The organism is Rickettsia montanensis str. OSU 85-930 (assembly GCF_000284175.1).
In the GTDB taxonomy this organism is placed as follows: Bacteria; Pseudomonadota; Alphaproteobacteria; order Rickettsiales; family Rickettsiaceae; genus Rickettsia; species Rickettsia rickettsii.
In genome coordinates this window covers 887,910-910,749 of sequence record NC_017043.1, presented here as the reverse complement: position 1 = coordinate 910,749, position 22,840 = coordinate 887,910, and the positions used below count along the sequence as shown (strand labels likewise).

The following is a 22,840-nucleotide window of genomic DNA, read 5'->3' as shown; positions in this document are numbered from 1 at the left end:
AGTCATTGCGAGGAAATTACAAAGTAATTGACAAAGCCAGCTCAGGAGTTTGTTATTATTTCATGAGATTGCCACGCCAGCATAAATGCTGGCTTGCAATGACGGGTTTTTTATAAACTATCCGGTACATACGAAGATCAACTTGGAAAAGAGCAAAGAGTCTGTAAGTCGAGGAGCGGAGCGTATATTAAACGTTCAGCATCCTAGGACTTACAAAGACGACACAGCCAATTTTTCAAGTTCTATCTTAGTATATTTATACATTCTCTTCATCAAGCTTTACAGCTGCTTTACGCATTTTATCCATAAAGTAACCGGTTCCGGCAGGTACTAATCGTCCAACTATCACGTTTTCTTTTAGTCCTCGCAACTTATCTACTTTACCGGCAATAGCTGCTTCAGTTAAAACTCTAGTAGTCTCTTGGAATGATGCCGCAGAGATAAACGACCTAGTTTGCAGAGAAGCTTTAGTAATACCTTGTAATATTAATTGTGCTTCAGCAGGTTTTAAACCGTTTTTCATAGCTTTTTCATTTATCTCATCAAATTCATGTCTATCTATTTTTTCACCTACTAATAACGTAGTTCCGCCTGAATCCGTAACCTCTACTTTTTGTAACATCTGACGGATAATAACTTCTATGTGCTTATCATCAATCTTTACACCTTGTAGACGATAAACGGCTTGAACCTCCTTAACAATATAATTTGCAAGAACCTCTACGCCCATTACCTTTAAAATATCTTGAAGTACCAGATTACCGTCAATCAATAAATCACCTTTTTTAACAAAATCACCTTCGTTAACTACAACATGCTTGCCTTTTGGTACCATATACTCAATAGACATTGTTTCATCAATCGGATGTATAATAATACGCCTCTTAGATTTATAGTCTTTACCGAATTCTACTCTACCGTCAATTTCTGCAATAACTGCATGATCTTTAGGGCGTCTTGCTTCTACAAGCTCGGCAACTCTCGGTAAACCACCGGTAATATCTTTAGTAGTGGTTGATTCTTTCGGTATACGTGCAATGATATCACCTACCGATATTTGTACTCCGTCTTCTACGCTTAAAACTGCTCCAACCGGCAAGTAATATCTAGCTTCTAAACCGTTTGATAAGGTGATAACTTCACCTTTAGCATCTAAAAGCTGTATACGCGGGCGTAATTCTGCACCGCGTGAATATTGCTTTGATTCAATAATAACTTTACTCGGTATTCCGGTAGCTTCGTCAGTTACGTCACGAATAGAAATACCCTCAACCATATCTTTGAATAAAACTTTACCTGACTTCTCCGTGATAATCGGTATAGTATAAGGATCCCACTCTGCTAGTTTTTGAGTTTTAATCACCATATCACCGTCATCAACAAGTAATCTAGCACCGTATGGAATTTTATGACGAGCCTTTTCATTACCGTTATTATCAAGCAATAATAATTCACAATTTCGGCTCATAACAATTTTGCGTTCTTCGGAATTAATAACAACGTTACGGCTTATAATTTTCACTTTTGCGTCATAGGAAGCGTCTACGGAAGAAACCTCAGCACCTTTTGTTGCCGCTCCTCCGATATGGAAAGTTCTCATTGTAAGCTGCGTACCCGGTTCACCGATAGATTGAGCAGCAATAACCCCGATTGCTTCACCCTCCGATACTAATGTACCAGTAGCAAGATCCCTACCGTAACATATGCTACATATACCGGTAGTACTTTCACAGGTTAATACGGATTTTATCATAATTCTGTCGAGTCCCGCCGACTCAATCTGCTCTAACTTTGCTTCATTAATAAGCTCGCCTTTATTGAGAATTAGATCATTAGTTACCGGATGAAATATATCAATAGCAGCAGTACGACCTAAAATCTTTTCAGCTAAAGGTACTATAACTTCTCCGCCTTCAATAACACTCTTAACTTCAATTCCTTTATCAGTTCCACAATCTTTTTCAGTAATAATACAATCTTGTGCAACATCTACTAATTTTCTTGTTAAGTAACCTGAACTTGCCGTTTTTAAAGCCGTATCTATTTGCCCTTTACGCATTCCGTTAGCAGAATTAAAACACTCAAATTCAGTTAATCCTTCCTTAAAGTTAGAGATAATAGGAGTTTGTATAATTTGACCGTTTGATTTGGTCATTAAACCCCGCATACCGCCTAGCTGCTTAATTTGCTGGAAAGAACCTCTTGCTCCAGAAATAGCCATCATATATATAGCATTTATTTTCTGATGATTTGGATCATCATTAACCGGAGGCGTAGCAATCTCTTTCATCATGTCGTTTGCTACTCTATCGGTACATCTTGACCAAGCATCGACTACTTTATTATATTTCTCTCCGTAAGTAATTAAACCGTTTGAATATTGTTGTTCAAATTCTTTTATTTCAAGCTGAGTTTCGTTGATATGAGTACTCTTAGATTCCGGTACTACCATATCGTCCATTCCAAAAGAAATACCTGAAGAACAAGCATATTTAAAACCTAGTTTCATTAGCTGATCGGCAAAAATTACCGTAGCTTTTTGACCGCAGTGACGATAAACTAAATCTATAACTAATGATATGTCTTTTTTAGTTAGTTGTTTATTAATAAACTTGAATTCTATATTAGGGTTAGAAGGCAATAACTCACCGACCATTAACCTACCGTAAGTAGTATCAATGATAACAGGGACCATTTTACCTTCGGCATTTAACTGATTTCTGCGATATTTTATCTTTGTATGAATAGTTATAAATTTATTATATAAAGCATGTTCCATCTCAGCTAAATCTGAGAACATCATCCCTGCGCCTACTTCATTATCAAATGCAAGGGTTAGATAATATAAACCAAGCACTATATCTTTATCCGGTACAATGATAGGACGACCATTTGCAGGGCTTAAGATATTATTTGTAGACATCATAAATACCCTAGCTTCAAGCTGTGCTTCAATCGATAACGGGATATGTACTGCCATCTGATCACCATCAAAATCCGCATTGAACGCAGTACACACAAGCGGATGAAGCTGGATCGCTTTACCTTCAATTAATAGCGGTTCAAATGCTTGAATACCAAGCCTATGTAACGTCGGAGCCCTATTAAGTAAAACCGGATGCTCTCTAATTACCTCTTCAAGCACGTCCCACACTTCGGATTTTTCAGCTTCCACCATTCTTTTAGCGGCTTTAATAGTTGTAGCGATGCCGTACAACTCAAGCTTAGAATAAATAAACGGCTTAAATAACTCCAGAGCCATTTTTTTAGGTAAACCGCACTGGTGAAGTTTAAGCTCAGGTCCTACCACGATAACCGAACGTCCTGAGTAATCAACCCTCTTACCTAGCAAGTTCTGACGGAAACGCCCCTGCTTACCTTTAAGCATATCACTTAATGACTTAAATGGACGCTTATTAGCATTTTTCGCTGCTCTACCGCGACGACCGTTATCAAATAACGCATCCACCGCTTCTTGTAACATTCTTTTTTCGTTTCTGACTATTATATCAGGAGCTTTTGACTCTATTAATTTCTTTAAACGATTATTTCTATTAATTACTCTTCTATAAAGTTCATTTAAGTCTGAAGTAGCAAATCTTCCGCCGTCAAGCATAACAAGCGGTCTAATTTCAGGAGGAATAACCGGTAAAACATCCATAATCATCCATTCCGGCTTGTTTTCCGACTCTAAAAAATCCTCTACTAATTTTAAACGCTTTACTAATTTTTTCTTTTTGACTTCTGAAGAAGTGGTTTGTAATTCCTCGTATAATTCTTGCTTTAACTTTGAAAAATCAAGCTCTTTAAGCATTTGTTGTATTACTTCTGCACCTATAGAGGCAGTAAATGCATCTTCACCGTACTTATCTTTTGCTTTCTGTAATTCTTCCTCTGTTAAGAGTTCGCCTTTTTGTAAAATCGATAGCCCTGGGTCAACTACTACATAATTTTCAAAATAAAGAATCTTTTCTACATCTCGCATTGTCATATCAAGAAGTGTACTAATTCTTGAAGGTAGCGACTTTAAAAACCAAATATGAGCAACGGGAGCTGCAAGTTCAATATGCCCCATTCTTTCACGTCTTACTCTAGAAACCGTAACTTCAACGCCGCATTTCTCACACGTAATGCCACGGTTTTTCATCCGCTTATATTTACCGCAGAGACATTCATAATCTTTTACCGGACCAAAAATTCTTGCACAAAATAAACCATCTTTCTCAGGTTTAAAAGTTCGATAGTTAATTGTTTCAGGTTTTGTTACTTCACCGAAAGACCACGAACGTACCTGATCGGGACTTGCTATATTAATCCTTATCTGATCAAATTGTTGAGTATTACTTAATTGTCCGTAAAAATTTACTACGCTCATAAATACTTTTCCTTAAAAATTACTCGTATATACTCGGTGAATTTCAAAAATTGGCGTTGTCGTTCTACAAGTTCTGCGGTGCTCACGTATTAATTATACACTCCGCTCCTCGCTTTGTGAACTCCTAGCTCTTTTTGAAATTGACCTTCGTCTACCAAGAGTTCTTATTACACCCTATATGTCATTCCTGCAAAAGCGGGAATCCAGTAAAACAGATAAAAAACTTGTTTTTTATCTGTCTAAACGACCTGCCTTTCTTAACTTGAAGTTACTTCAAGCTTTACGTTAAGACATAAAGATCTAAATTCTTTTATCATAACATTAAATGATTCAGGAATGCCTGATTCAAAATTATTTTCACCACGTACTATAGAATCATAAGTTTTGATCCTACCGTTTACGTCATCCGACTTAACCGTTAACATTTCCTGTAACGTATAAGCTGCACCGTAAGCTTGTAATGCCCAGCATTCCATTTCCCCGAAACGCTGTCCGCCGAAATGAGACTTACCTCCAAGCGGTTGCTGCGTTACTAAGCTATAAGGCCCTATAGAACGGGAGTGAATTTTATTATCGACTAAATGATGCAATTTCAGCAAATATTTCTGTCCGACGGTTACTAGACGGTCAAAATATTCACCGGTTCTACCATCAATTAATTTCACTTGTCCTGAAGGGTCTTGACCGGCAAGCTTTAGCATATCTTTAATGTCCTGAACTTTTGCTCCATCAAATACAGGAGTTGCAAAATGTACGCCTTTACTTACTTTCTTACAAAAAGAGATAATCTCTTCTTCCGGTCTTTCAAGTACAGAATTAATATTCTCTCCATACAGTTCAATTAAGAATTTCTTAATCTGCTCAATACCTATATGTTTATTTTTATATTCCTTTACTAAGGTAGATATTTTTTTTGCTAAATTTATTGATGCCCACCCAAGATGCGTTTCTAAAATCTGTCCTATATTCATACGGGATGGAAGACCTAGAGGGTTAAGAACAATATCTACCACAGTTCCATCTTCTAAAAACGGCATATCCTCTTCAGGTACGATACGTGAAATAACACCTTTATTTCCGTGTCTTCCTGCCATTTTATCCCCGGGTTGTAATTTATGCTTAGTTGCAATAAATACTTTTACTACTTTTAAAGCTCCCTGAGGTAAATCATCACCACTTTGCAATTTCTCTACCTTAGTAGCAAATCTTTTATCAAGAGCCTCTTTTTTCTCATCATAATGAGTCTTTATCTGTGCTATTTCATTCATTACATTTGCATCTTCCACGGTAATCTGCCAAAATTGCCCTTTAGATAAGCCTTTTAGCATTTCAGTAGTAATAGTTTGTCCTACTTTTACTTGCTTAGGACCGTTAATAATCACCTGCCCTACTAAAAGCTTTTCAAGCCAACTAAACACAAAATGCTCAATAATTTCTAATTCATCGTCTCTGTCTTTTGCTAATTTTTCAATTTGTTGTTTTTCAATAGCAATAGCTCGCTGGTCTTTTTCTACACCTCTACGAGAAAATACCCTTACTTCTACTACAGTACCGCTAACTCCGGAAGGTACATGCAGCGATGAATCTTTTACGTCAAAAGCCTTTTCCCCGAAAATAGCACGTAGTAGCTTCTCTTCAGGAGTAATAGGCGATTCACTTTTCGGTGTTACTTTTCCGACTAAAATATCACCGGCTTTTACTTCTGCACCTATATCAATTATTCCGACCTCATCAAGATGACGCAACGCTTCTTCACTTACATTCGGTATATCACGGGTAATTTCTTCAGGACCAAGGCGTGTATCTCTAGCTATTACTTCAAACTCTTCAATATGAATAGATGTAAATACATCCTCTTTTACTATACGTTCGGATATTAAAATTGAATCTTCAAAATTATAACCGTTCCAAGGTAAGAAAGCCACAAGCACGTTTCTACCTAAAGCAATTTCACCGTTATCCGTACTAGGACCGTCAGCTATAATATCGTTTTTCTTAACGTAATGACCGACCTTAACTAAAGGCTTTTGATTTATACAAGTATTATGATTGGATTTTTGGAATTTTAGTAAGTTATAAATATCAACCGAAGGAGAACCGTCAACTTTTTGTTCTAGAGTTCTAATCACGATTCTATTTGAATCTACCTGCTCAACAATACCGTCATGTAATGCAAGCACTGACGCTCCGGAATCTTTAGCTACTACCCCTTCAACTCCGGTACCTACAAAAGGTGCATCCGTTTTAATTAAAGGAACGGCTTGTCTTTGCATGTTTGAACCCATCAAAGCACGGTTAGCATCATCGTTTTCTAAGAAAGGTATAAGAGAAGCCGCAACCGATACTACCTGCATAGGAGTCACATCAATGAAGTCTACCTCATACGGTTCTACCATTACAAAATTACCGCCTTCAACACGGCAGTTAATAAACTCTCCTTGCAGCTTTCCATCTTTATTAACTTTAGAATTTGCTTGTCCGATTTTGTATTTACCTTCTTCAATAGCAGAAAGATATACCACTTCATCGGTTACACATCCATCTTTAACTCTTCTATACGGACTCTCTATAAAACCGTGTTTATTTATTCTAGCATAAGTAGCCATAGAGTTAATTAACCCGATATTCTGACCTTCAGGTGTTTCAATAGGACAAATACGACCGTAATGAGTCGGATGTACGTCACGCACCTCAAAACCTGCTCGATCTCGACTAAGACCTCCGGGACCGAGTGCCGACAGCCTTCTTTTATGAGTTATTTCCGATAATGGATTTGTTTGATCCATAAATTGGGATAATTGGGAGGTACTAAAAAATTCTTTTACTACTGAAACTAAAATTTTAGAATTTACTAAATCATGAGGCATTACGGTATCAATATCACCTGCCGACATCCTTTCAATTACAGATTTTTCCATTCGGACTAAACCTATTCTAAATTGATTTTCTATCAATTCACCTACCGATCTAACCCTTCTATTACCTAAATGATCAATATCGTCCATGATACCTTTACCGTCTTTAAGCTCTACTAAAACTCTTACGATATTTTTAATATCATCAATTGTTAAAACCGTAACTTCTTCAGAAATATTCAGCTCTAACCTAGAATTCATTTTTATTCGCCCGACTTCTGAAAGATCATATCTTTCCGCATCAAAGAATAAATTATAAAACAGGCTTTCAGCCGCTTCGATATTAGCAGGTTCGCCTGGTCTTAGAACCCTAAAAATATCACATAATGCTGCCTCACGATCCTGATTTTTATCAGCAAATAAGGTGTTCCTTATATATGGACCGGATTGAGGATTGATTACTAATACGTTAACATTTTTAATTTTAAGATCATTAATAACATTTAGCATATCAGCAGTAATCATTTCACCGATTTTTGCTAATACTTCATCGCTTGCAGGATCTCTTAAATCTTCGGATAGATATTTGCCGATTAAAGTTTCATGAGCTACTAAAATATTATTAAGCCCTTCCCCAAAATATTTTTTAGCCAAACGCGGAGTAATTTTTTGTCCTGCTTTCAGTAGAATATTGCCGGTATCTGCATCTACTAAATCACTTGTTAAACGATGAGCAGTAATATGCTGAGGTATAAATTTAACAGCCCAACCTTTATTTTTAACAAGCTTATAAGTTACTGAATTATAATAAAATTTTATAATTTCTTCAGTACTCATACCTATAGCTCTAAGCAAAGTAGTAGTATAAAGCTTTCTTTTTCTATCAATCCTGAAATAAATAACATCCTTAGCGTCGAATTCTAAATCAAGCCAAGACCCTCTATATGGAATAACACGAGCAGAATATAAAAGCTTGCCGGAAGAGTGGACTTTTCCTTCATCATGATAAAAGAATACACCAGGTGAGCGATGCATTTGTGATACAACTACTCTTTCCGTACCGTTGATAATAAAAGTACCGTTTTTAGTCATTAATGGGATATCACCCATATATACTTCTTGCTCTTTAATCCCTTTAATTTCTCTAGTACCGGTATCCTCATCTATATCCCAAATACTTAATCTTAAAGTAACTTTAAGAGGAGCAGCATAACTTAAACTTCTTTGACTGCACTCTTCTACATCATATTTTGGAGTATCGAATTCATATTTTACAAATTCTAAATTAGCAATATTGGAGGAATCTGAAATAGGAAAAATTGAGTTTAATATAGATTGTAAACCTTTGTTTTTTCTTTCAGAATCTTTAATATTTAACTGTAGAAAGTTTTTCTCATATGAATTTTTTTGAATTTCAATCAAATTCGGTATATCTGCTACTAAATTTATGTGACCGAAATTTTTTCTTATTCTTCTATTATGTGACAAGGGTTGTGCTTCTATATTATCCCTTAATGAAACCATATAATCTCCTGACTGATAAAATTACTGCCTGTATTGCAGTGATTAGGTCTTATGCACTTTTAATAGAATAATCATAATTATGGCTCTTTTTAGCTGTAAATCATAAGATTTTTTTGAAATAGTAATAAACTCTCCTCTCAAAAATCTTATTAATTTTCGCCTAAAAATATCTCCTAATTATAACCATTAATCAAAAGTATTCAGAACCTAGGTTCTGTATATAAAATTTAAATTATTTATATTTAAAACAGCAAAGTTTTTATTGGAATAGATACCTATTTCAATAAAATGCTTATAATTTGCAGTAAAATAAAATATACTGTTTTAAACTTTTTTACATAGAACTTAAATTAAAGAAACCTAGTAAGTTTCTTATTTAGATCTTGTGTGGCTCTACGAACATTTCCCAAAAGATTTGATTTTGGTTATTTGTTTGTTGCAACAAATTATAATATTTTTTTAAAATAGGTAGCTATCCCTTCAAAAATCTCATTAATTTTCACTAAAAATCAATTATAAATGTTCACAGAACCTAGAAAATTTCAATAATTTAAATTCCTAGACGTATGGTATGTTAACAAAATTATTTTAATCAATAAGATTTTTAATGTAATAGCTTTATCCTATTTCAAAAAAATAACTCAAATTAGCTTTAAAATAATTTTTAAACAAAAAAGCCTTATTCAAATTTAATTACTAAAATAAGGCTTTTTGGATTTTAAGAAGTTAATTTAAAGCTATAAAATATTTCATCTGTAATACAAAAACATTAGATCCTGTAAAAAAATTAATCTATACTTAGTTATTTTTGATTGAAAATCATAAGATTTTTCTTGGAATAAAAACAACTGTTTCAACAAGAATCTTATTAATTTTTACTTAAAAATATCTAAAAAGCAGAAATAATTATTTTAATTCAACTTTTGCTCCGGCAGCTTCTAACTTACCTTTGATTTCGTCTGCTTCTGCTTTTTTCACATTGCTTTTAATCGGCTTTGGAGCTTCATCAACTAACTTCTTAGCTTCAATTAAACCAAGACCTGTGATATCCTTCACAACTTTAATTACTTCAACTTTCTTGTCACCAGCAGCTGTTAAAACTACTTCAAACTCAGTTTTTTCAGCTACTGCTTCAGCCGCAGGAGCTGCAACACCAGCAGCTGCTGCAGCTACAGGAGCTGCTGCAGATACACCCCATTTTTCTTCTAGCATTTTCACAAGCTCAGCTGCTTGCATTAATGTTAATGATGATAATTGTTCTTCAATTTTAGCTAAATCTGCCATAATTTTTTCCTTTTTACTTTATTTTATATTGAGAAATTACTACATCAGGCATTTTAAAGTTAATTAAATTCTTTTTTGCTTCAAACTATAAGACTTTTTTAAAATAAGAATAATATCCTATAAAAAACCTTATTAATTTTCACTATAAAAATTCTTTAATTATCAATTAAAATACCTGATGCAGTAACCTTTAAGTTAATTTTTACTAGCATGTGCTTGTATTACTCTTGCCATACTCGAAGACGGGGCTTGTAAAACACCTACAACCTTAGTAGCCGGTGCTTGTAATAACCCAACAATTTTACCCCTAAGCTCATTAAGTGCAGGTAGCTTAGAAAGTTCTTTTATTGAATGTTCATCTAATACGTGATTATCGACTATTCCACCGATAATCTTAAGATTATCATTAGCCTTAGCAAAATTAACTACTAATTTTGCCATCTCAACCGGTTCTTTAGAATAAACAATAGCAGTAGGACCTGCAAATAAATTAGCAATACTATCAAGCCCTGTTTGATTTGCAGCTATTTTTGCTAAAGTATTTTTAACTACTTTAAAACCTGCTTCTTGAGATTTAAGTGATTCTCTAAGCGAACTCACTTGACTAACGGTTAATCCGTGATAATGAGTAATAATTATAGAGGGCGATTCTTTATAAATATTTACAATATCCTCGACTGCTACCGGTTTTTCTGATCTTAACACCTTTTAATTCTCCTTTTATAATACAGTTTAATATATTTAAACTGATACAAATGCTTAAAATAACAAAATTTTTTTATTATTACTATACTATCGTTAAACGGCTATAAAAATTATGCTATACTAGTTAAATCTATTTGTACCGATGCTCCCATAGTAGAAGATAAATACATTGCTTTTAAATAACTTCCTTTTAATCCGGCAGGTTTTGCTTTAATTACTGCCTCAATAAACGCACTTAAATTTTTTAATAAATCTTGGTCTGAAAAAGATAATTTTCCAAGCCCTGCATGAATTATACCTGCTTTCTCTGCTCTATATTCTACCTGACCGCTTTTAGCATTTTTAATAGCATTTTTAATATCTAAAGTTACGGTACCAAGTTTAGGGTTAGGCATTAAACCTTTTGGCCCTAAAATTCTTGCAACTGAACCTACAGCTGCCATCATATCGGGAGTAGCTATACATACATCGAAATTAATTTTTCCTGCTTTAATTTCATCAATAATATTTGTTGAACCTACTAAATCTGCTCCGGCACTTTTAGCTTCTTCTTCTCTTTCTTCTTTACAAATAACGGCAACTCTTACGGTTTTGCCTGTACCGGCAGGTAAATTAACTACACCACGTACCATTTGATCGGAATGCCTAGGATCAATTCCAAGCTTCATAACTATTTCTAAGGCCGGGTCAAATTTAACATATGATGCTGATTTTAACCGTTCAACTGCATTTGTTAAATTATATAAAGTATCTGATTTTACTTTTTCTCTAGCTTCTCTTATTTTTTTACCGCCGCTAATTTTTACAGCAACATCTTTCTTATTTGACATAATAATTAACTCCCCACTACTTCAAGTCCCATAGATGCAGCACTACCACAAATAATTTTTGTTGCTGCTTCAATATTTTTTGTATTTAAATCAGGCATTTTTAACTTTGCAATTTCACGACAATCATCCATAGTAACTTTACCTACTACGGCTTCTTTTTTAGTAGCACTAGAACCTTTAGTAATTTTAGCATACTTCTTTAAAAAGTAAGAAGCAGGAGAAGTTTTTATTTTAAAAGAAAAACTACTATCTTCATAAACGGTAATTACGATTGGCAGAGGTATTCCTTTTTCCATACCTTGCGTAGCATCATTAAAATCTTTACAAAATGCTGCAATATTAACTTTTCTTTGTCCTAGGGCCGGTCCTATAGGAGGTGCAGGAGTGGCTCCGGCAGCCGGAATTATCAAGTTAACATAACCTTTTATTGCTTTCTGAGACATTTATAAATATCCTTATTTTTCTCTTAAATTAATATTACTTTGTAACAATTGCATGGATCTTGTTTCCCATCATTGCGAAGAAAAGCTGTAAGTGTTGACAAAACAAGGAAGAAAAAAAATTCTGTAAATCAGAATTTTTTTATTATTTCTTCTAGATTGCCACGCAGCCTACGCCTGCTTGCAATGATGACGCATTATCCCGCAACAATGACATCCTAAACACTCGTACAATACAGCTTAAGTAATTAATAAACCGTATTTAGTCCAACTTTTAATCATTTTTCTTTACTTGATTAAAATTTAGTTCTATTGGAGTTGCTTTACCAAATATTGCAACTGAAACTTTTAACCTATTTTTTTCTTGATCTATTTCTTCTACTGTACCCATGAAAGTTTCAAAAGGACCGTCTGTAACAGTCACTATTTCACCAACTTCATACAATTTAGAATTCTTTGCCTCTTTAGCTTCTGCTTCCAAATTATTAAAAATATTTTGTATTTCACTTTCTGTAAGAGCTTTTGGCGTGGTTTTGCTTCCTAAAAAGCCGGTTACTCCAGATATATTTTTTACTAAATGCCAAGATTTATCAGTCATATTCATCTTTATCAAGATATAACTCGGCATTAGTTTTTTTTCTACCTTGACATTTTTACCGCGTTTAACTTCAGAAACTCCAAAAACAGGTATTAATATATCTTCAAAAAAATCCGTCATTTTCTGTTTAGCGATTTTTCTAAGCATATCTTCTTTAATACGTTTCTCTGCTCCTGATGCCGTATGTACTACATACCACTGCTTTACATTTTTTTCAGAAGAAGGCAATATATTATCTATACTCTGTTCTGTCACAATTTATTCCTTATACTATTTGCCGATATTAAGCAAAAGCTGCATTATGTTATGTATACTATAATCAAGTACCAAACAAATTAGGCTAAAAATAAAAACTGCTACTACTACTACTAATGTTGAAGCAACAAGCTCTTTTCTAGTTGGCCAAACTACCTTATAAGTTTCTTGTTTAACTTGTTCAAAAAACTTATAAATTTTATATTCTTTAAACATATTTTTGTTAGGTAATTTATTAGACTTCTTACAGAATTCTACTTCTAGAGGCAATTGAGACGATGATCCAACACTGTAATTCTCACATACTAGTATGTACGCTGCGATTCGAGGTGAAGTACCTCTTTCAAATTTCTCTCTATAAGCAAATTTTGTAAAAATTCCATATTTTATAGCAAAAAAGCTCTAAGCCTATAATGGCAGGAGCGACAGGCATCGAACCCGCAACCTCCGGTTTTGGAGACCGGCGCTCTACCAATTGAGCTACACTCCTATCATATTTTTAATAAAAAATCAATAAAGTTTATTAAAAATATTTGTTATTATTAAAAAATTACTATAATAAACAGTACTTCTAATTTATAAGCTGCCACAGCAAAACAACATTTATTTCTGTAAGACGTGACATCTCACCCCTAAATTATTTTTTAGCTTTAATAATATCAGCTACTTGACTCGGCACTTGATCATAATGAGAGAATATCATACTAAACTGAGCTCTACCTTGAGATAAAGACCTAAGCGTATTAACATAACCAAACATTTCCGCTAAAGGAACATTCGCAATAACTACTTGAGCATTCCCTCTTGGATCCATGCTTTGAATTTGTCCTCTACGACTATTTAAATCGCCTATAATATCACCCATATATTCATCAGGAGTGATAACTTCAACTTGCATAATCGGCTCAAGTAATTTAGGATTACCTTTCGGCATCCCTTCTCTAAATGCTGCCTTTGCAGCAATTTCAAACGCAAGTACACTAGAATCTACATCATGAAACGCACCGTCAACTAAAGTTGCTTTAAAATCAATCATAGGATAACCGGCAATAACACCGGTTTCTCTAATATTATTTAATCCTTTTTCAACACCTGGTATATATTCTTTAGGCACGGCACCGCCGATGATTTTACTTTCAAAGACAAAAATTTTATTTTTATCCTCATCCTTTAAATCTTTTACCTCTTTTAGAGGCTCAAAAATAATTTTTACACGAGCAAATTGTCCTGCACCGCCGGATTGTTTCTTATGGGTATAATCAATTTCACAAGCTTTTGTTATAGTTTCACGATATGCTACTTGAGGAGCTCCAATATTTGCTTCGACCTTAAACTCTCTTCTCATACGATCAATGATAATTTCTAAATGGAGTTCTCCCATTCCTTTTATCACTGTTTGTCCTGTTTCATGATCAGTTGACACTCTAAATGATGGATCTTCAGCTGCTAAACGAGAAAGTGCGAGGCCCATTTTTTCTTGATCGGCTGTTGATTTAGGTTCTACCGCAAGCTCAATTACCGGCTCTGGAAATTCCATTCTTTCTAAGATTACTTGCTGATCAATATCGGATAACGTATCACCTGTGGTAGTATCTTTAAGGCCTGCTAAAGCTACTATATCACCTGCTGATGCTTCTTTTACGTCTTCACGATTATTAGCATGCATTAATAGCATTCTACCGATTTTTTCTCTTTTATTCTTTACGGTATTAATAACAGTTGTTCCTGAAGTAATTTTACCTGAATATATTCTAATAAAAGTTAATGAACCGACAAACGGGTCATTCATAATTTTAAATGCTAAAGCTGCAAAAGGCTCAGTTACCGAAATAGGGAAATCTTTTTCTTCACCGGTACTTACTTCCATGCCTTTTACTATACCTATATCAATAGGCGAAGGTAGGAAATCTACTACGGCATCAAGTAAAGGCTGTACCCCTTTATTTTTAAAAGCACTACCGCATAAAACCGGATAAAATGCTGCTGAAATAGTACCTTTTCTGATTAATCTTTTAATCTCTTCTGCTGTTACTTCTTCACCTAATAAATATTTTTCCATAACATGATCATCTAACTCAACAACCATATCAAGTAATTTAGCACGATATTCTTCAGCTTTATCTTTCATATCGGCAGGTATATCTTCTTCAAAATACTCAGCTCCAAGTGCTTCATCTTTCCAAATCACTGCTTTCATTTTAACAAGATCAATTATACCTTTAAAATTTTCTTCAATCCCTATAGGCAACTGAATAATAAGCGGTTTTGCTCCTAAACGATCTTTGAGCATTTCAACGCATCTATAAAAATCTGCTCCCATTCTGTCCATTTTATTGACAAAACACATTCTAGGAACATTATATTTATCTGCTTGCCTCCAAACCGTTTCTGACTGCGGTTCAACACCTGCTACACCGTCAAATACTGCAACCGCACCGTCAAGAACACGAAGCGAACGCTCTACTTCGATAGTAAAGTCAACGTGTCCAGGAGTATCGATAATATTAATTATTTTATCTTGCCATCTACAAGTAGTAGCAGCTGAGGTAATGGTTATACCGCGTTCTTGTTCTTGTTCCATCCAATCCATGGTAGCACCACCCTCATGAACTTCACCTATTTTATGCGATTTACCGGTATAATATAAAATACGTTCGGTAGTTGTGGTTTTACCGGCATCAATGTGAGCACATATACCGATATTACGAATATGCTCAAGTTTATTTATTTTACTCATTACACCCTACCTTATTTCATTTTTTTAGGGCTAAAATGAGAGAAAGCTTTATTAGCTTCGGCCATTTTATGAGTATCTTCTTTCTTCTTAATGGCAACGCCTCTATTATTAGAAGCTTCAAACAGCTCTTCGGCAAGTTTATCAATCATCATTTTTTCAGAACGTTTTGACGCAGCATTAATAATCCAACGGCTAGCAAGGGCATATCCTCTTCTTTCACCAACATGCGTCGGAACTTGATAATTAGCTCCTCCAACCCTAACCGAAGTTACTTCTAAATGCGGCTTCACGTTATGCATAGCATTATTAAAGGTTTGATACGGATCAACTCTATGCTTCTTTTCAATTTTATTAAAGGCTGAATAAACAATTTTCTCTGCAAGGGCTTTCTTCCCTTCTTTCATAATATTATTGATAAATCTTGACAGTAAAATACTGTTATATTTCATATCAGGTAAAATTACTCGCTTTTCCGCGGCATGACGACGTGACATTTTATTTTTTCTCTCTAACTAATAATTTATTTTTTTGTAACTGCAACTTGTTTACGAGGAGCACCGTAACGTGACCGACCTTGCTTACGTCCTTTAACTCCGGCAATATCATAAGCACCGAGTACGATATGATATTTCACTCCCGGAAGATCAGGAACCTGACCGCCTCTTACTAACACCCTATCATGTTCCTTTACACTATGCTTTTCACCAGGAATATATGCATTTACGGTTCTTTTATTACTTAAACGCACCGTTGCAATCTTACGAAGTGCAGAGTTAGGCTTTTTAGGGGTAACGGTTTTCACAACTAGGCAAACACCGCTTTTAAAAGGATTAGATTCTAAGGCAGGAGATTTGGTCTTACGAGTTTTTGACTTTCTCCCAAAACGTACTAATTGATTATATGTCGGCATTAAAAAAAATACTCCAAAAAAACTTATACATACGATAATTAAAGGGTGAAAAATACTTCCACCCTTTATTTTCAATCATTTCTAAATACAAATTATAAGAATTTGTAAATTACACTAAATTTAAATTATAATTACTTTTTCCATAAAAGCAAGCATGTTTTAATTAACAATCATTTTTTTCTCAATTATTTTTGCTATAAAGCTGATTAACATCACTAAAATATAGTAACAGCACGCAGCAATAAGCATTGGCAAAAAATAATTATATGTTTCAATTGATACAATTTGTGCTCTACGCATTAAATCCATTTCTCCAAGCATAGAAATAATGGCTGATTCTTTAATCAAATTTACAAGCTCATTTACTAATGACGGAAAAATATTTTTAACTGCTTGCGGCAGGATTATATCTTTCGTTATTAAAAACTTTGGAATAGCAAGAGCTTCAGCCGCTTCAAGCTGCCCTTTATCAACTGCATTAATCCCTGCCCTGATTACTTCGGAAACATATGCTCCCGAATTAAGAGAAAAAGAAATAGCTCCCGCCATAAACACACTAAATTTAACGCCTATGATATAAGGTGAAGCAAAATAAATAATACTTAATTGAATTAATAAAGGCGTTCCTCTGAAAATAGAAGTATAGAAATTTGCAAAAAGCCTTAAAACACGATTTTTATTTACCTTACAAATAGCGAGCAGCATCCCTATTACTAAACCGAATATAACGGCAATAACGCTATATTTTAAAGTGACCAAAGTTCCCTCTACAATAAAAAAGATTTTTGGATAGAATTTTATTAAATACTCAAACATATTTTATATATATTTTTTTCTTGTCATACCGCGGCTTGACCGTGATATCTAAAAAAATAAGCATTTTTGGATCCCGCGATTAAATCGCGGGATGACATTAAAGATTTCTAGATTCCTGCTTTTGCAGGAATGACATAAGAACATTCATCAGTACACTCTCTTCGCCGGCGGGACTGCTGTTACTTCATCGGTTAAAGTAGTTAAAGTCACAGGTTTATAATCAAGAACTACTTCACCTGCTTCATCGATAGAGCTAAGAGTATGCTTCATCCAATCCCCATCATTACGATCAGGATAATCTTCACGTGCATGAGCTCCTCTGCTTTCTTTTCTTGCAGCTGCCGAATATACCGTTACTAAAGCTTGATCAAGTAGATTATCTAGCTCTAAGGCTTCCACTAAATCACTATTCCAAATTAAAGATTTATCGTTAATTTTTATATCTTTATAGCCGCTTCTTATTTCGCTAATCATTCCTGCTCCTTCATCTAGTACCTCTTGAGTTCTAAATACCGAAGCATGGCTTTGCATAGTTCTTTGCATTTTAAGCCTTAACTCTGCAACTAAAATATTACCGTTAGCGTGACGGACTTTATCAAATCTATTTATAATTTTTTCAAGGCTTTCTTCTTTTATAGACTTGTGGGGACTCGCAGGCTTAATAAGCTCGGCTGCTTTTAATGCAGAACTTCTACCAAATACTACTAAATCAAGCAAAGAATTTGATCCTAATCGGTTAGCACCGTGTACCGATACGCAAGCCGCTTCACCGATTGCCATAAGCCCTTTTACTACGCTATTATGATTTTTACCGTCTTTGATTATGACTTGACCGTGATAATTCGTCGGTATCCCGCCCATATTATAATGTACCGTAGGAAGTACCGGTATCGGCTCTTTAGTCACGTCAACACCGGCAAAAATTTTAGCCGTCTCAGAGATACCGGGCAAACGACTATGTAAAATCTCAGGCGATAAATGATTTAAATGTAAAAATACATGATCTTTATGCTCGCCGACTCCTCGCCCCTCTCTGATTTCTATAGTCATTGCTCTTGAAACTACATCTCTTGAAGCTAAATCCTTTGCAGCAGGAGCATAACGCTCCATAAAACGCTCACCATTTGCATTAACGAGATATCCCCCTTCGCCTCTTGCCCCCTCGGTAATAAGACAGCCCACCGAATATATACCTGTCGGATGGAACTGTACAAATTCCATATCTTGCAGTGGAAGACCGGCTCTAATCGCCATGCCACCCCCATCACCCGTACAAGTATGAGCAGACGTCGCCGAAAAATAAGCACGCCCGTATCCGCCCGTTGCAAGCACTACACTATGAGCTCTAAAACAATGCAGACTACCGTCATCTAAATTCCACGCAACTACTCCTCTACATTCACCATCTTCCATCAATAAATCAATAGCAAAATACTCAACGAAAAACTGTACTTTATGTTTTAGTGACTGTTGATATAAAGTATGAAGCATGGCATGCCCCGTACGATCTGCCGCAGCACATGTACGCTGAGCTGCTTTTCCTTTGCCGTACTCTGTTGTCATTCCTCCAAAAGGACGCTGATAAATTTTTCCCTCTTCAGTTCTTGAGAAAGGTACACCGTAATGCTCTAGCTCTAAAATCGCATCGGGAGCGTTTTTGCACATATACTCAATGGCATCCTGATCGCCTAACCAATCAGAACCTTTTACCGTATCATACATATGCCAACGCCAATCATCTTCGCCCATATTCCCAAGAGCCGCACTAATTCCGCCCTGAGCAGCCACAGTATGACTACGGGTTGGGAACAGCTTAGTTATACAAGCAGTATTTAGTCCTTCTTTAGCCATACCGAATGCAGAACGAAGACCTGCTCCGCCTGCACCTACAACTACTACGTCAAATTTATGATGAATGATATTATACGCTTTGGTCATTAAATTAATTTTTTACTATTTCGATACGTGAATTGTCTACCTCTGTCACCACATGGCTTGACCACGGGGTCCAGTAATTCAATACACAATAATGCTATAAATTGTTTTCTGGATACCGCGGTCAAGCCGCGGTATGACAATTTTTATCCTTTATAAAACATCGCTACTATAAAAGCTACAATAGTCACAATGCAAAATAATTGCACTATTATAATCAATGTATTACGTAATTTGTGACAACTTATATAATCCTCAATTACTACACGCATACCAAGCATCGCATGATACAACGAAATAACCACCGTAATTAACAAAGCTACTACATTAAAAGGCTTTTTAAGCTCCCACATAATAATATTTATATCATTATTTTTGTTGGTTAACGTAAAATATATTAGCCACACAGAACATAAAACTAATATAATCCCCGTTACTCTTTGCAATAACCAATGATGAGAACCGCTTTTAGCAGAACCGCTATTTTTTGCTTTTACAATTTCTGCTTTAAAATCATATACCATTAATTTTCTCTATTATTTGTTTTAGCTTTTCGTCATTGCAAGGAAATTGCATAGCAATTGACTAAGCAATCTCAGGCATTTGTTATTATTCCTGAGATTGCCACGTCGATGCTACGTATCTCCTCACAATGACGTTTTTAATTACTACACCCTTAACAATACCGTTAATAATACAGATCCTACCACTACACACCAACCGGTGATATTAACCAATTTTATAGAAAAACCGTAACCGATATCCCAAAATAAATGCCGAATGCCGTTACATAAATGATAAAACCAAGCGTAGCTAATAGCTACTAAGCATATTTTTATAATACAGCATTCAGCAAGCTGTAAATAATTATTGTCATATTTACTAAGAATCAACCACCACGCCAAGATTGACACCGCAAAAAACAAAGCTACACCGGTCATACGATGCAAAATTGATAATGTAGAACTTATTTGCGGCTTATATATAGTTAAATGCGGCGAAGTTGGACGCTTATTATAAATTTCTTGTTTGGTTTTAGTCATATATTTCTAATAAATAAAAAAGAGTTATGTCATTCCCGCGGAAGCGGGAATCCAGAAAAAAGAGAGCTTTTAATTTTAAAAATTCAGTATATATGTATTTTTTAATTACTGGATTCCTGCTTCCGCGGGAATGACATACTACACGTTTCAATCGGTCAACGACATCTATCTCTGCAACCAATGTCTTTCTACGGGCGATAAATCATCTGTCACTGCTCTCCTATCATCGAAGACAAAACATTCACCTTGCCATAAATTGTTCTTGTTTTGTGTATCTTCTAGATATTGCAGTATTCCACCCTTTAAATGATATACCTCATCATAACCTATGCTTTTAAGTAAGCTGGTGGATTTTTCACACCTGATACCACCTGTACAAACCATAGCAATTTTCTTACCTTTGAGCAATTCTTGATTCTGCTGAACCCAAGTAGGAAATTGTTTAAATGTTTTGGTATTAGGATTAATTGCTGATTTAAATGTACCGACCTCTACTTCATAATCATTTCGAGTATCTATTACTATAACATCTTGTTTTGTGATAAATTCATCCCAATCTTTCGGCTCTATATATTCACCTTTAAACAAATCAACATTTAAATCATCAACGTTCATTGCTACGATCTCTTTCTTAAGTCTGACTTTCAATTTCTGAAAAGGATGAACATCACTATAATTTATTTTAACGTTAACATCTCTGGGACCGATCAGTTTTATCAATTCTTCAAGTACAAGATTTACATTTTCATATGAACCTGAAAAAGAACCGTTAAAGCCTTCATTAGCTAATAAAATAGTACCTTTAACATATTTTCTTTTACCGATAAGCAAAAGTTTCGGTATCAAATTCGCCGGTTCTTCTATATTAACAAAACTATATGCACTTAAAATTGCTATTTTTTCATTCATAAATTATTTAGGTATTATTTTTACATTCTATGTCATTCCCGCCTTCGCGGGAATGACATAGAAAACTATAGCTTACATAACCTGCAATGGTACGAACATATTACTACTACCCCTTTCAATCAGGAGCAAAATATTTTGCTTATCTGATTTTTTAGCATTTTCATATAATTCTTCTAGCTTACTTATATCGTCTATGCTTTCTTGATTAATATTGGTTATCAGATCGCCAATTTTGAAGCTACTTTCTTCTTCATCAATATTGATTATAACTATTCCCATTTTATCTTGAGGAATGGTATATTTTTGTCTTAGTTCTTCAGTCAAATTACCAAAAGTAATATTATTTTTAGTAATAGATAAATTATTTTCTTCTTTATTTGTCATTTCTTTCTTATTGGTCTCTTCTGTAGAATCTTTGGTAACCTCTTCATTATCCAAAGTAATTTTAATAGGTAATTCAAGCTCCTTTTTATCACGAAGTATTTTTATTTTTACTTCCTGATCAATAGGAGCATCTGCAATAATTACACGTAATTTTTTAGTATTTTTAACCGGTATATCTGCAAACTCTATTATTATATCACCTGTTTTAATTCCCGCTTTATCACCTGGACCGTCTTCTTGTACTTTAGCTACTAATACCCCCCTAGTATCTTTAAGTCCTAGCCCTTCAGAAATTTCCTCGGTTAAATCTTGTATTGTTACTCCAAGGCGTCCTCTACTTACTTTTCCATCTTTCTTAAGACGTTCGATTATAGGCTTTGCAGTATTTGACGGTATTGCAAAACCGATACCTATATTAGTACCGAGCGGTGAAAAAATTGCCGTATTTACGCCGATTACTTTCCGATCCAAATTAAACATAGGACCACCGGAATTACCGTTATTAATTGCAGCATCCGTTTGAATAAAATTATCGACTATATTGTCCGTATCTATATCGATATCCCGCCCTTTAGAAGAAATAATACCGCTTGTCACCGTACCGCCTAGATTACCGAACGGATTACCGATCGCAATAACCCAATCTCCTACTCTTGCATCATTTGAATCTCCAAACTCAACAAAAGGTAGAGGTTCCTCACTATCTATTTTTAAGAGAGCTAAATCGGTTTTAGTATCGTTACCTATTAATTTAGCCGATAATTCAGTATTATCTGCAAGTTTTATATTAATTTTATCAACATTTGCAATTACATGATAGTTTGTCACTATTAAGCCGTTAGGTTCAATAATAAATCCTGAACCAAGCGGCACACTTTTCGGAGTTTGATCGACCTCTTCCAAATTCAGCGGTATATTAAGCTTTTCTAAAAAATCATTAACTTTTTCTTGTAGAGGATCTTTCTCGGCATTTTCCGATTTACTATTAACATATTCTATTGTTGAAATATTAACGACTGCAGGAATTAACGGTTCAACTATATCGGCAAAGCTATAACGGGCGGCTTCACTTACTTTAAAAGTAGCAGAATTTATTTCCGTAAATTCATTCTCTTCTTGATCTGCTACTTTTAAAGACTTACTATTTTCTTTTGCTAGAACAACGTTACTTGATATTAAAACTATTATAACAAGAACTATTTTCAGATTAACCATATACTCCAAGTAAATAAAAAGTAGA

Annotated in this window: 17 protein-coding genes and 1 tRNA gene; all 18 read right to left on the bottom strand. The window is 34.7% G+C overall.

Annotation, left to right across the window (positions count from 1 at the left end):
- Positions 1 to 256: 256 nt before the first annotated feature.
- A complete protein-coding gene (gene rpoC, locus MCI_RS04945; RefSeq protein WP_014409912.1) occupies positions 257 to 4,375 on the bottom strand; it encodes a DNA-directed RNA polymerase subunit beta' in 4,119 nt (1,372 codons plus the stop codon).
- Positions 4,376 to 4,632: 257 nt separating this feature from the next.
- A complete protein-coding gene (rpoB, locus tag MCI_RS04940; protein WP_014409911.1) occupies positions 4,633 to 8,754 on the bottom strand; it encodes a DNA-directed RNA polymerase subunit beta in 4,122 nt (1,373 codons plus the stop codon).
- 906 nt (positions 8,755 to 9,660) lie between these two features.
- A complete protein-coding gene (rplL, locus tag MCI_RS04935; RefSeq protein ID WP_014409910.1) occupies positions 9,661 to 10,038 on the bottom strand; it encodes a 50S ribosomal protein L7/L12 in 378 nt (125 codons plus the stop codon).
- A 195-nt stretch (positions 10,039 to 10,233) separates the two neighbouring features.
- On the bottom strand, positions 10,234 to 10,743 hold the full coding sequence (rplJ, locus tag MCI_RS04930) for a 50S ribosomal protein L10 (protein ID WP_014409909.1): 510 nt from the start codon (positions 10,741 to 10,743) through the stop codon (positions 10,234 to 10,236).
- Between the two features lie 110 nt (positions 10,744 to 10,853).
- A complete protein-coding gene (gene rplA / locus MCI_RS04925) occupies positions 10,854 to 11,573 on the bottom strand; it encodes a 50S ribosomal protein L1 (protein WP_014409908.1) in 720 nt (239 codons plus the stop codon).
- 5 nt (positions 11,574 to 11,578) lie between these two features.
- A complete protein-coding gene (gene rplK, locus MCI_RS04920) occupies positions 11,579 to 12,016 on the bottom strand; it encodes a 50S ribosomal protein L11 (protein ID WP_014409907.1) in 438 nt (145 codons plus the stop codon).
- Positions 12,017 to 12,287: 271 nt separating this feature from the next.
- Complete coding sequence (gene nusG, locus MCI_RS04915) at positions 12,288 to 12,866, bottom strand: transcription termination/antitermination protein NusG (protein ID WP_014409906.1); 579 nt, start codon at positions 12,864 to 12,866, stop codon at positions 12,288 to 12,290.
- A 15-nt stretch (positions 12,867 to 12,881) separates the two neighbouring features.
- Positions 12,882 to 13,082, bottom strand: a complete 201-nt coding sequence (secE, locus tag MCI_RS07890; RefSeq protein ID WP_004996644.1) for a preprotein translocase subunit SecE — start codon at positions 13,080 to 13,082, stop codon at positions 12,882 to 12,884.
- Between the two features lie 198 nt (positions 13,083 to 13,280).
- Positions 13,281 to 13,356, bottom strand: a tRNA-Trp gene (locus MCI_RS04905).
- Positions 13,357 to 13,503: 147 nt separating this feature from the next.
- Positions 13,504 to 15,603: an elongation factor G gene (gene fusA, locus MCI_RS04900; protein WP_014409905.1), complete on the bottom strand. Its 2,100-nt coding sequence runs from the start codon at positions 15,601 to 15,603 to the stop codon at positions 13,504 to 13,506.
- Positions 15,604 to 15,614: 11 nt separating this feature from the next.
- The gene (gene rpsG, locus MCI_RS04895; protein WP_014409904.1) at positions 15,615 to 16,097 is read right to left on the bottom strand and encodes a 30S ribosomal protein S7; all 483 of its coding nucleotides are present in this window, start codon (positions 16,095 to 16,097) and stop codon (positions 15,615 to 15,617) included.
- A gap of 26 nt (positions 16,098 to 16,123) precedes the next feature.
- Complete coding sequence (gene rpsL / locus MCI_RS04890; RefSeq protein ID WP_004996647.1) at positions 16,124 to 16,513, bottom strand: 30S ribosomal protein S12; 390 nt, start codon at positions 16,511 to 16,513, stop codon at positions 16,124 to 16,126.
- Between the two features lie 159 nt (positions 16,514 to 16,672).
- On the bottom strand, positions 16,673 to 17,329 hold the full coding sequence (locus MCI_RS04885; protein WP_014409903.1) for an amino acid ABC transporter permease: 657 nt from the start codon (positions 17,327 to 17,329) through the stop codon (positions 16,673 to 16,675).
- Positions 17,330 to 17,476: 147 nt separating this feature from the next.
- Positions 17,477 to 19,267: a succinate dehydrogenase flavoprotein subunit gene (gene sdhA, locus MCI_RS04880; protein WP_014409902.1), complete on the bottom strand. Its 1,791-nt coding sequence runs from the start codon at positions 19,265 to 19,267 to the stop codon at positions 17,477 to 17,479.
- Between the two features lie 143 nt (positions 19,268 to 19,410).
- Positions 19,411 to 19,788, bottom strand: a complete 378-nt coding sequence (gene sdhD, locus MCI_RS04875) for a succinate dehydrogenase, hydrophobic membrane anchor protein (protein WP_014409901.1) — start codon at positions 19,786 to 19,788, stop codon at positions 19,411 to 19,413.
- 144 nt (positions 19,789 to 19,932) lie between these two features.
- Positions 19,933 to 20,307, bottom strand: coding sequence for a succinate dehydrogenase, cytochrome b556 subunit (sdhC, locus tag MCI_RS04870; protein ID WP_014409900.1), 375 nt, complete (start codon positions 20,305 to 20,307; stop codon positions 19,933 to 19,935).
- Between the two features lie 165 nt (positions 20,308 to 20,472).
- Positions 20,473 to 21,216 (bottom strand): rhodanese domain-containing protein, encoded by a 744-nt coding sequence (locus MCI_RS04865; protein WP_014409899.1) that lies wholly within the window; start codon positions 21,214 to 21,216, stop codon positions 20,473 to 20,475.
- A 72-nt stretch (positions 21,217 to 21,288) separates the two neighbouring features.
- Positions 21,289 to 22,815: a Do family serine endopeptidase gene (locus MCI_RS04860; RefSeq protein WP_014409898.1), complete on the bottom strand. Its 1,527-nt coding sequence runs from the start codon at positions 22,813 to 22,815 to the stop codon at positions 21,289 to 21,291.
- Positions 22,816 to 22,840 lie beyond the last annotated feature (25 nt).

Coding starts and splice junctions, on each gene's coding strand:
- rpsG (WP_014409904.1), bottom strand. CDS start 16,097: ATGTCACGTCGTCATGCCGCGGAAAAGCGAGTAATTTTACCTGATATG.
- sdhD (WP_014409901.1), bottom strand. CDS start 19,788: ATGGTATATGATTTTAAAGCAGAAATTGTAAAAGCAAAAAATAGCGGT.
- sdhA (WP_014409902.1), bottom strand. CDS start 19,267: ATGACCAAAGCGTATAATATCATTCATCATAAATTTGACGTAGTAGTT.
- MCI_RS04865 (WP_014409899.1), bottom strand. CDS start 21,216: ATGAATGAAAAAATAGCAATTTTAAGTGCATATAGTTTTGTTAATATA.
- rplL (WP_014409910.1), bottom strand. CDS start 10,038: ATGGCAGATTTAGCTAAAATTGAAGAACAATTATCATCATTAACATTA.
- rplA (WP_014409908.1), bottom strand. CDS start 11,573: ATGTCAAATAAGAAAGATGTTGCTGTAAAAATTAGCGGCGGTAAAAAA.
- rpoB (WP_014409911.1), bottom strand. CDS start 8,754: ATGGTTTCATTAAGGGATAATATAGAAGCACAACCCTTGTCACATAAT.
- fusA (WP_014409905.1), bottom strand. CDS start 15,603: ATGAGTAAAATAAATAAACTTGAGCATATTCGTAATATCGGTATATGT.
- rplK (WP_014409907.1), bottom strand. CDS start 12,016: ATGTCTCAGAAAGCAATAAAAGGTTATGTTAACTTGATAATTCCGGCT.
- MCI_RS04860 (WP_014409898.1), bottom strand. CDS start 22,815: ATGGTTAATCTGAAAATAGTTCTTGTTATAATAGTTTTAATATCAAGT.
- secE (WP_004996644.1), bottom strand. CDS start 13,082: ATGTTTAAAGAATATAAAATTTATAAGTTTTTTGAACAAGTTAAACAA.
- rpoC (WP_014409912.1), bottom strand. CDS start 4,375: ATGAGCGTAGTAAATTTTTACGGACAATTAAGTAATACTCAACAATTT.
- sdhC (WP_014409900.1), bottom strand. CDS start 20,307: ATGACTAAAACCAAACAAGAAATTTATAATAAGCGTCCAACTTCGCCG.
- MCI_RS04885 (WP_014409903.1), bottom strand. CDS start 17,329: ATGTTTGAGTATTTAATAAAATTCTATCCAAAAATCTTTTTTATTGTA.
- rpsL (WP_004996647.1), bottom strand. CDS start 16,513: ATGCCGACATATAATCAATTAGTACGTTTTGGGAGAAAGTCAAAAACT.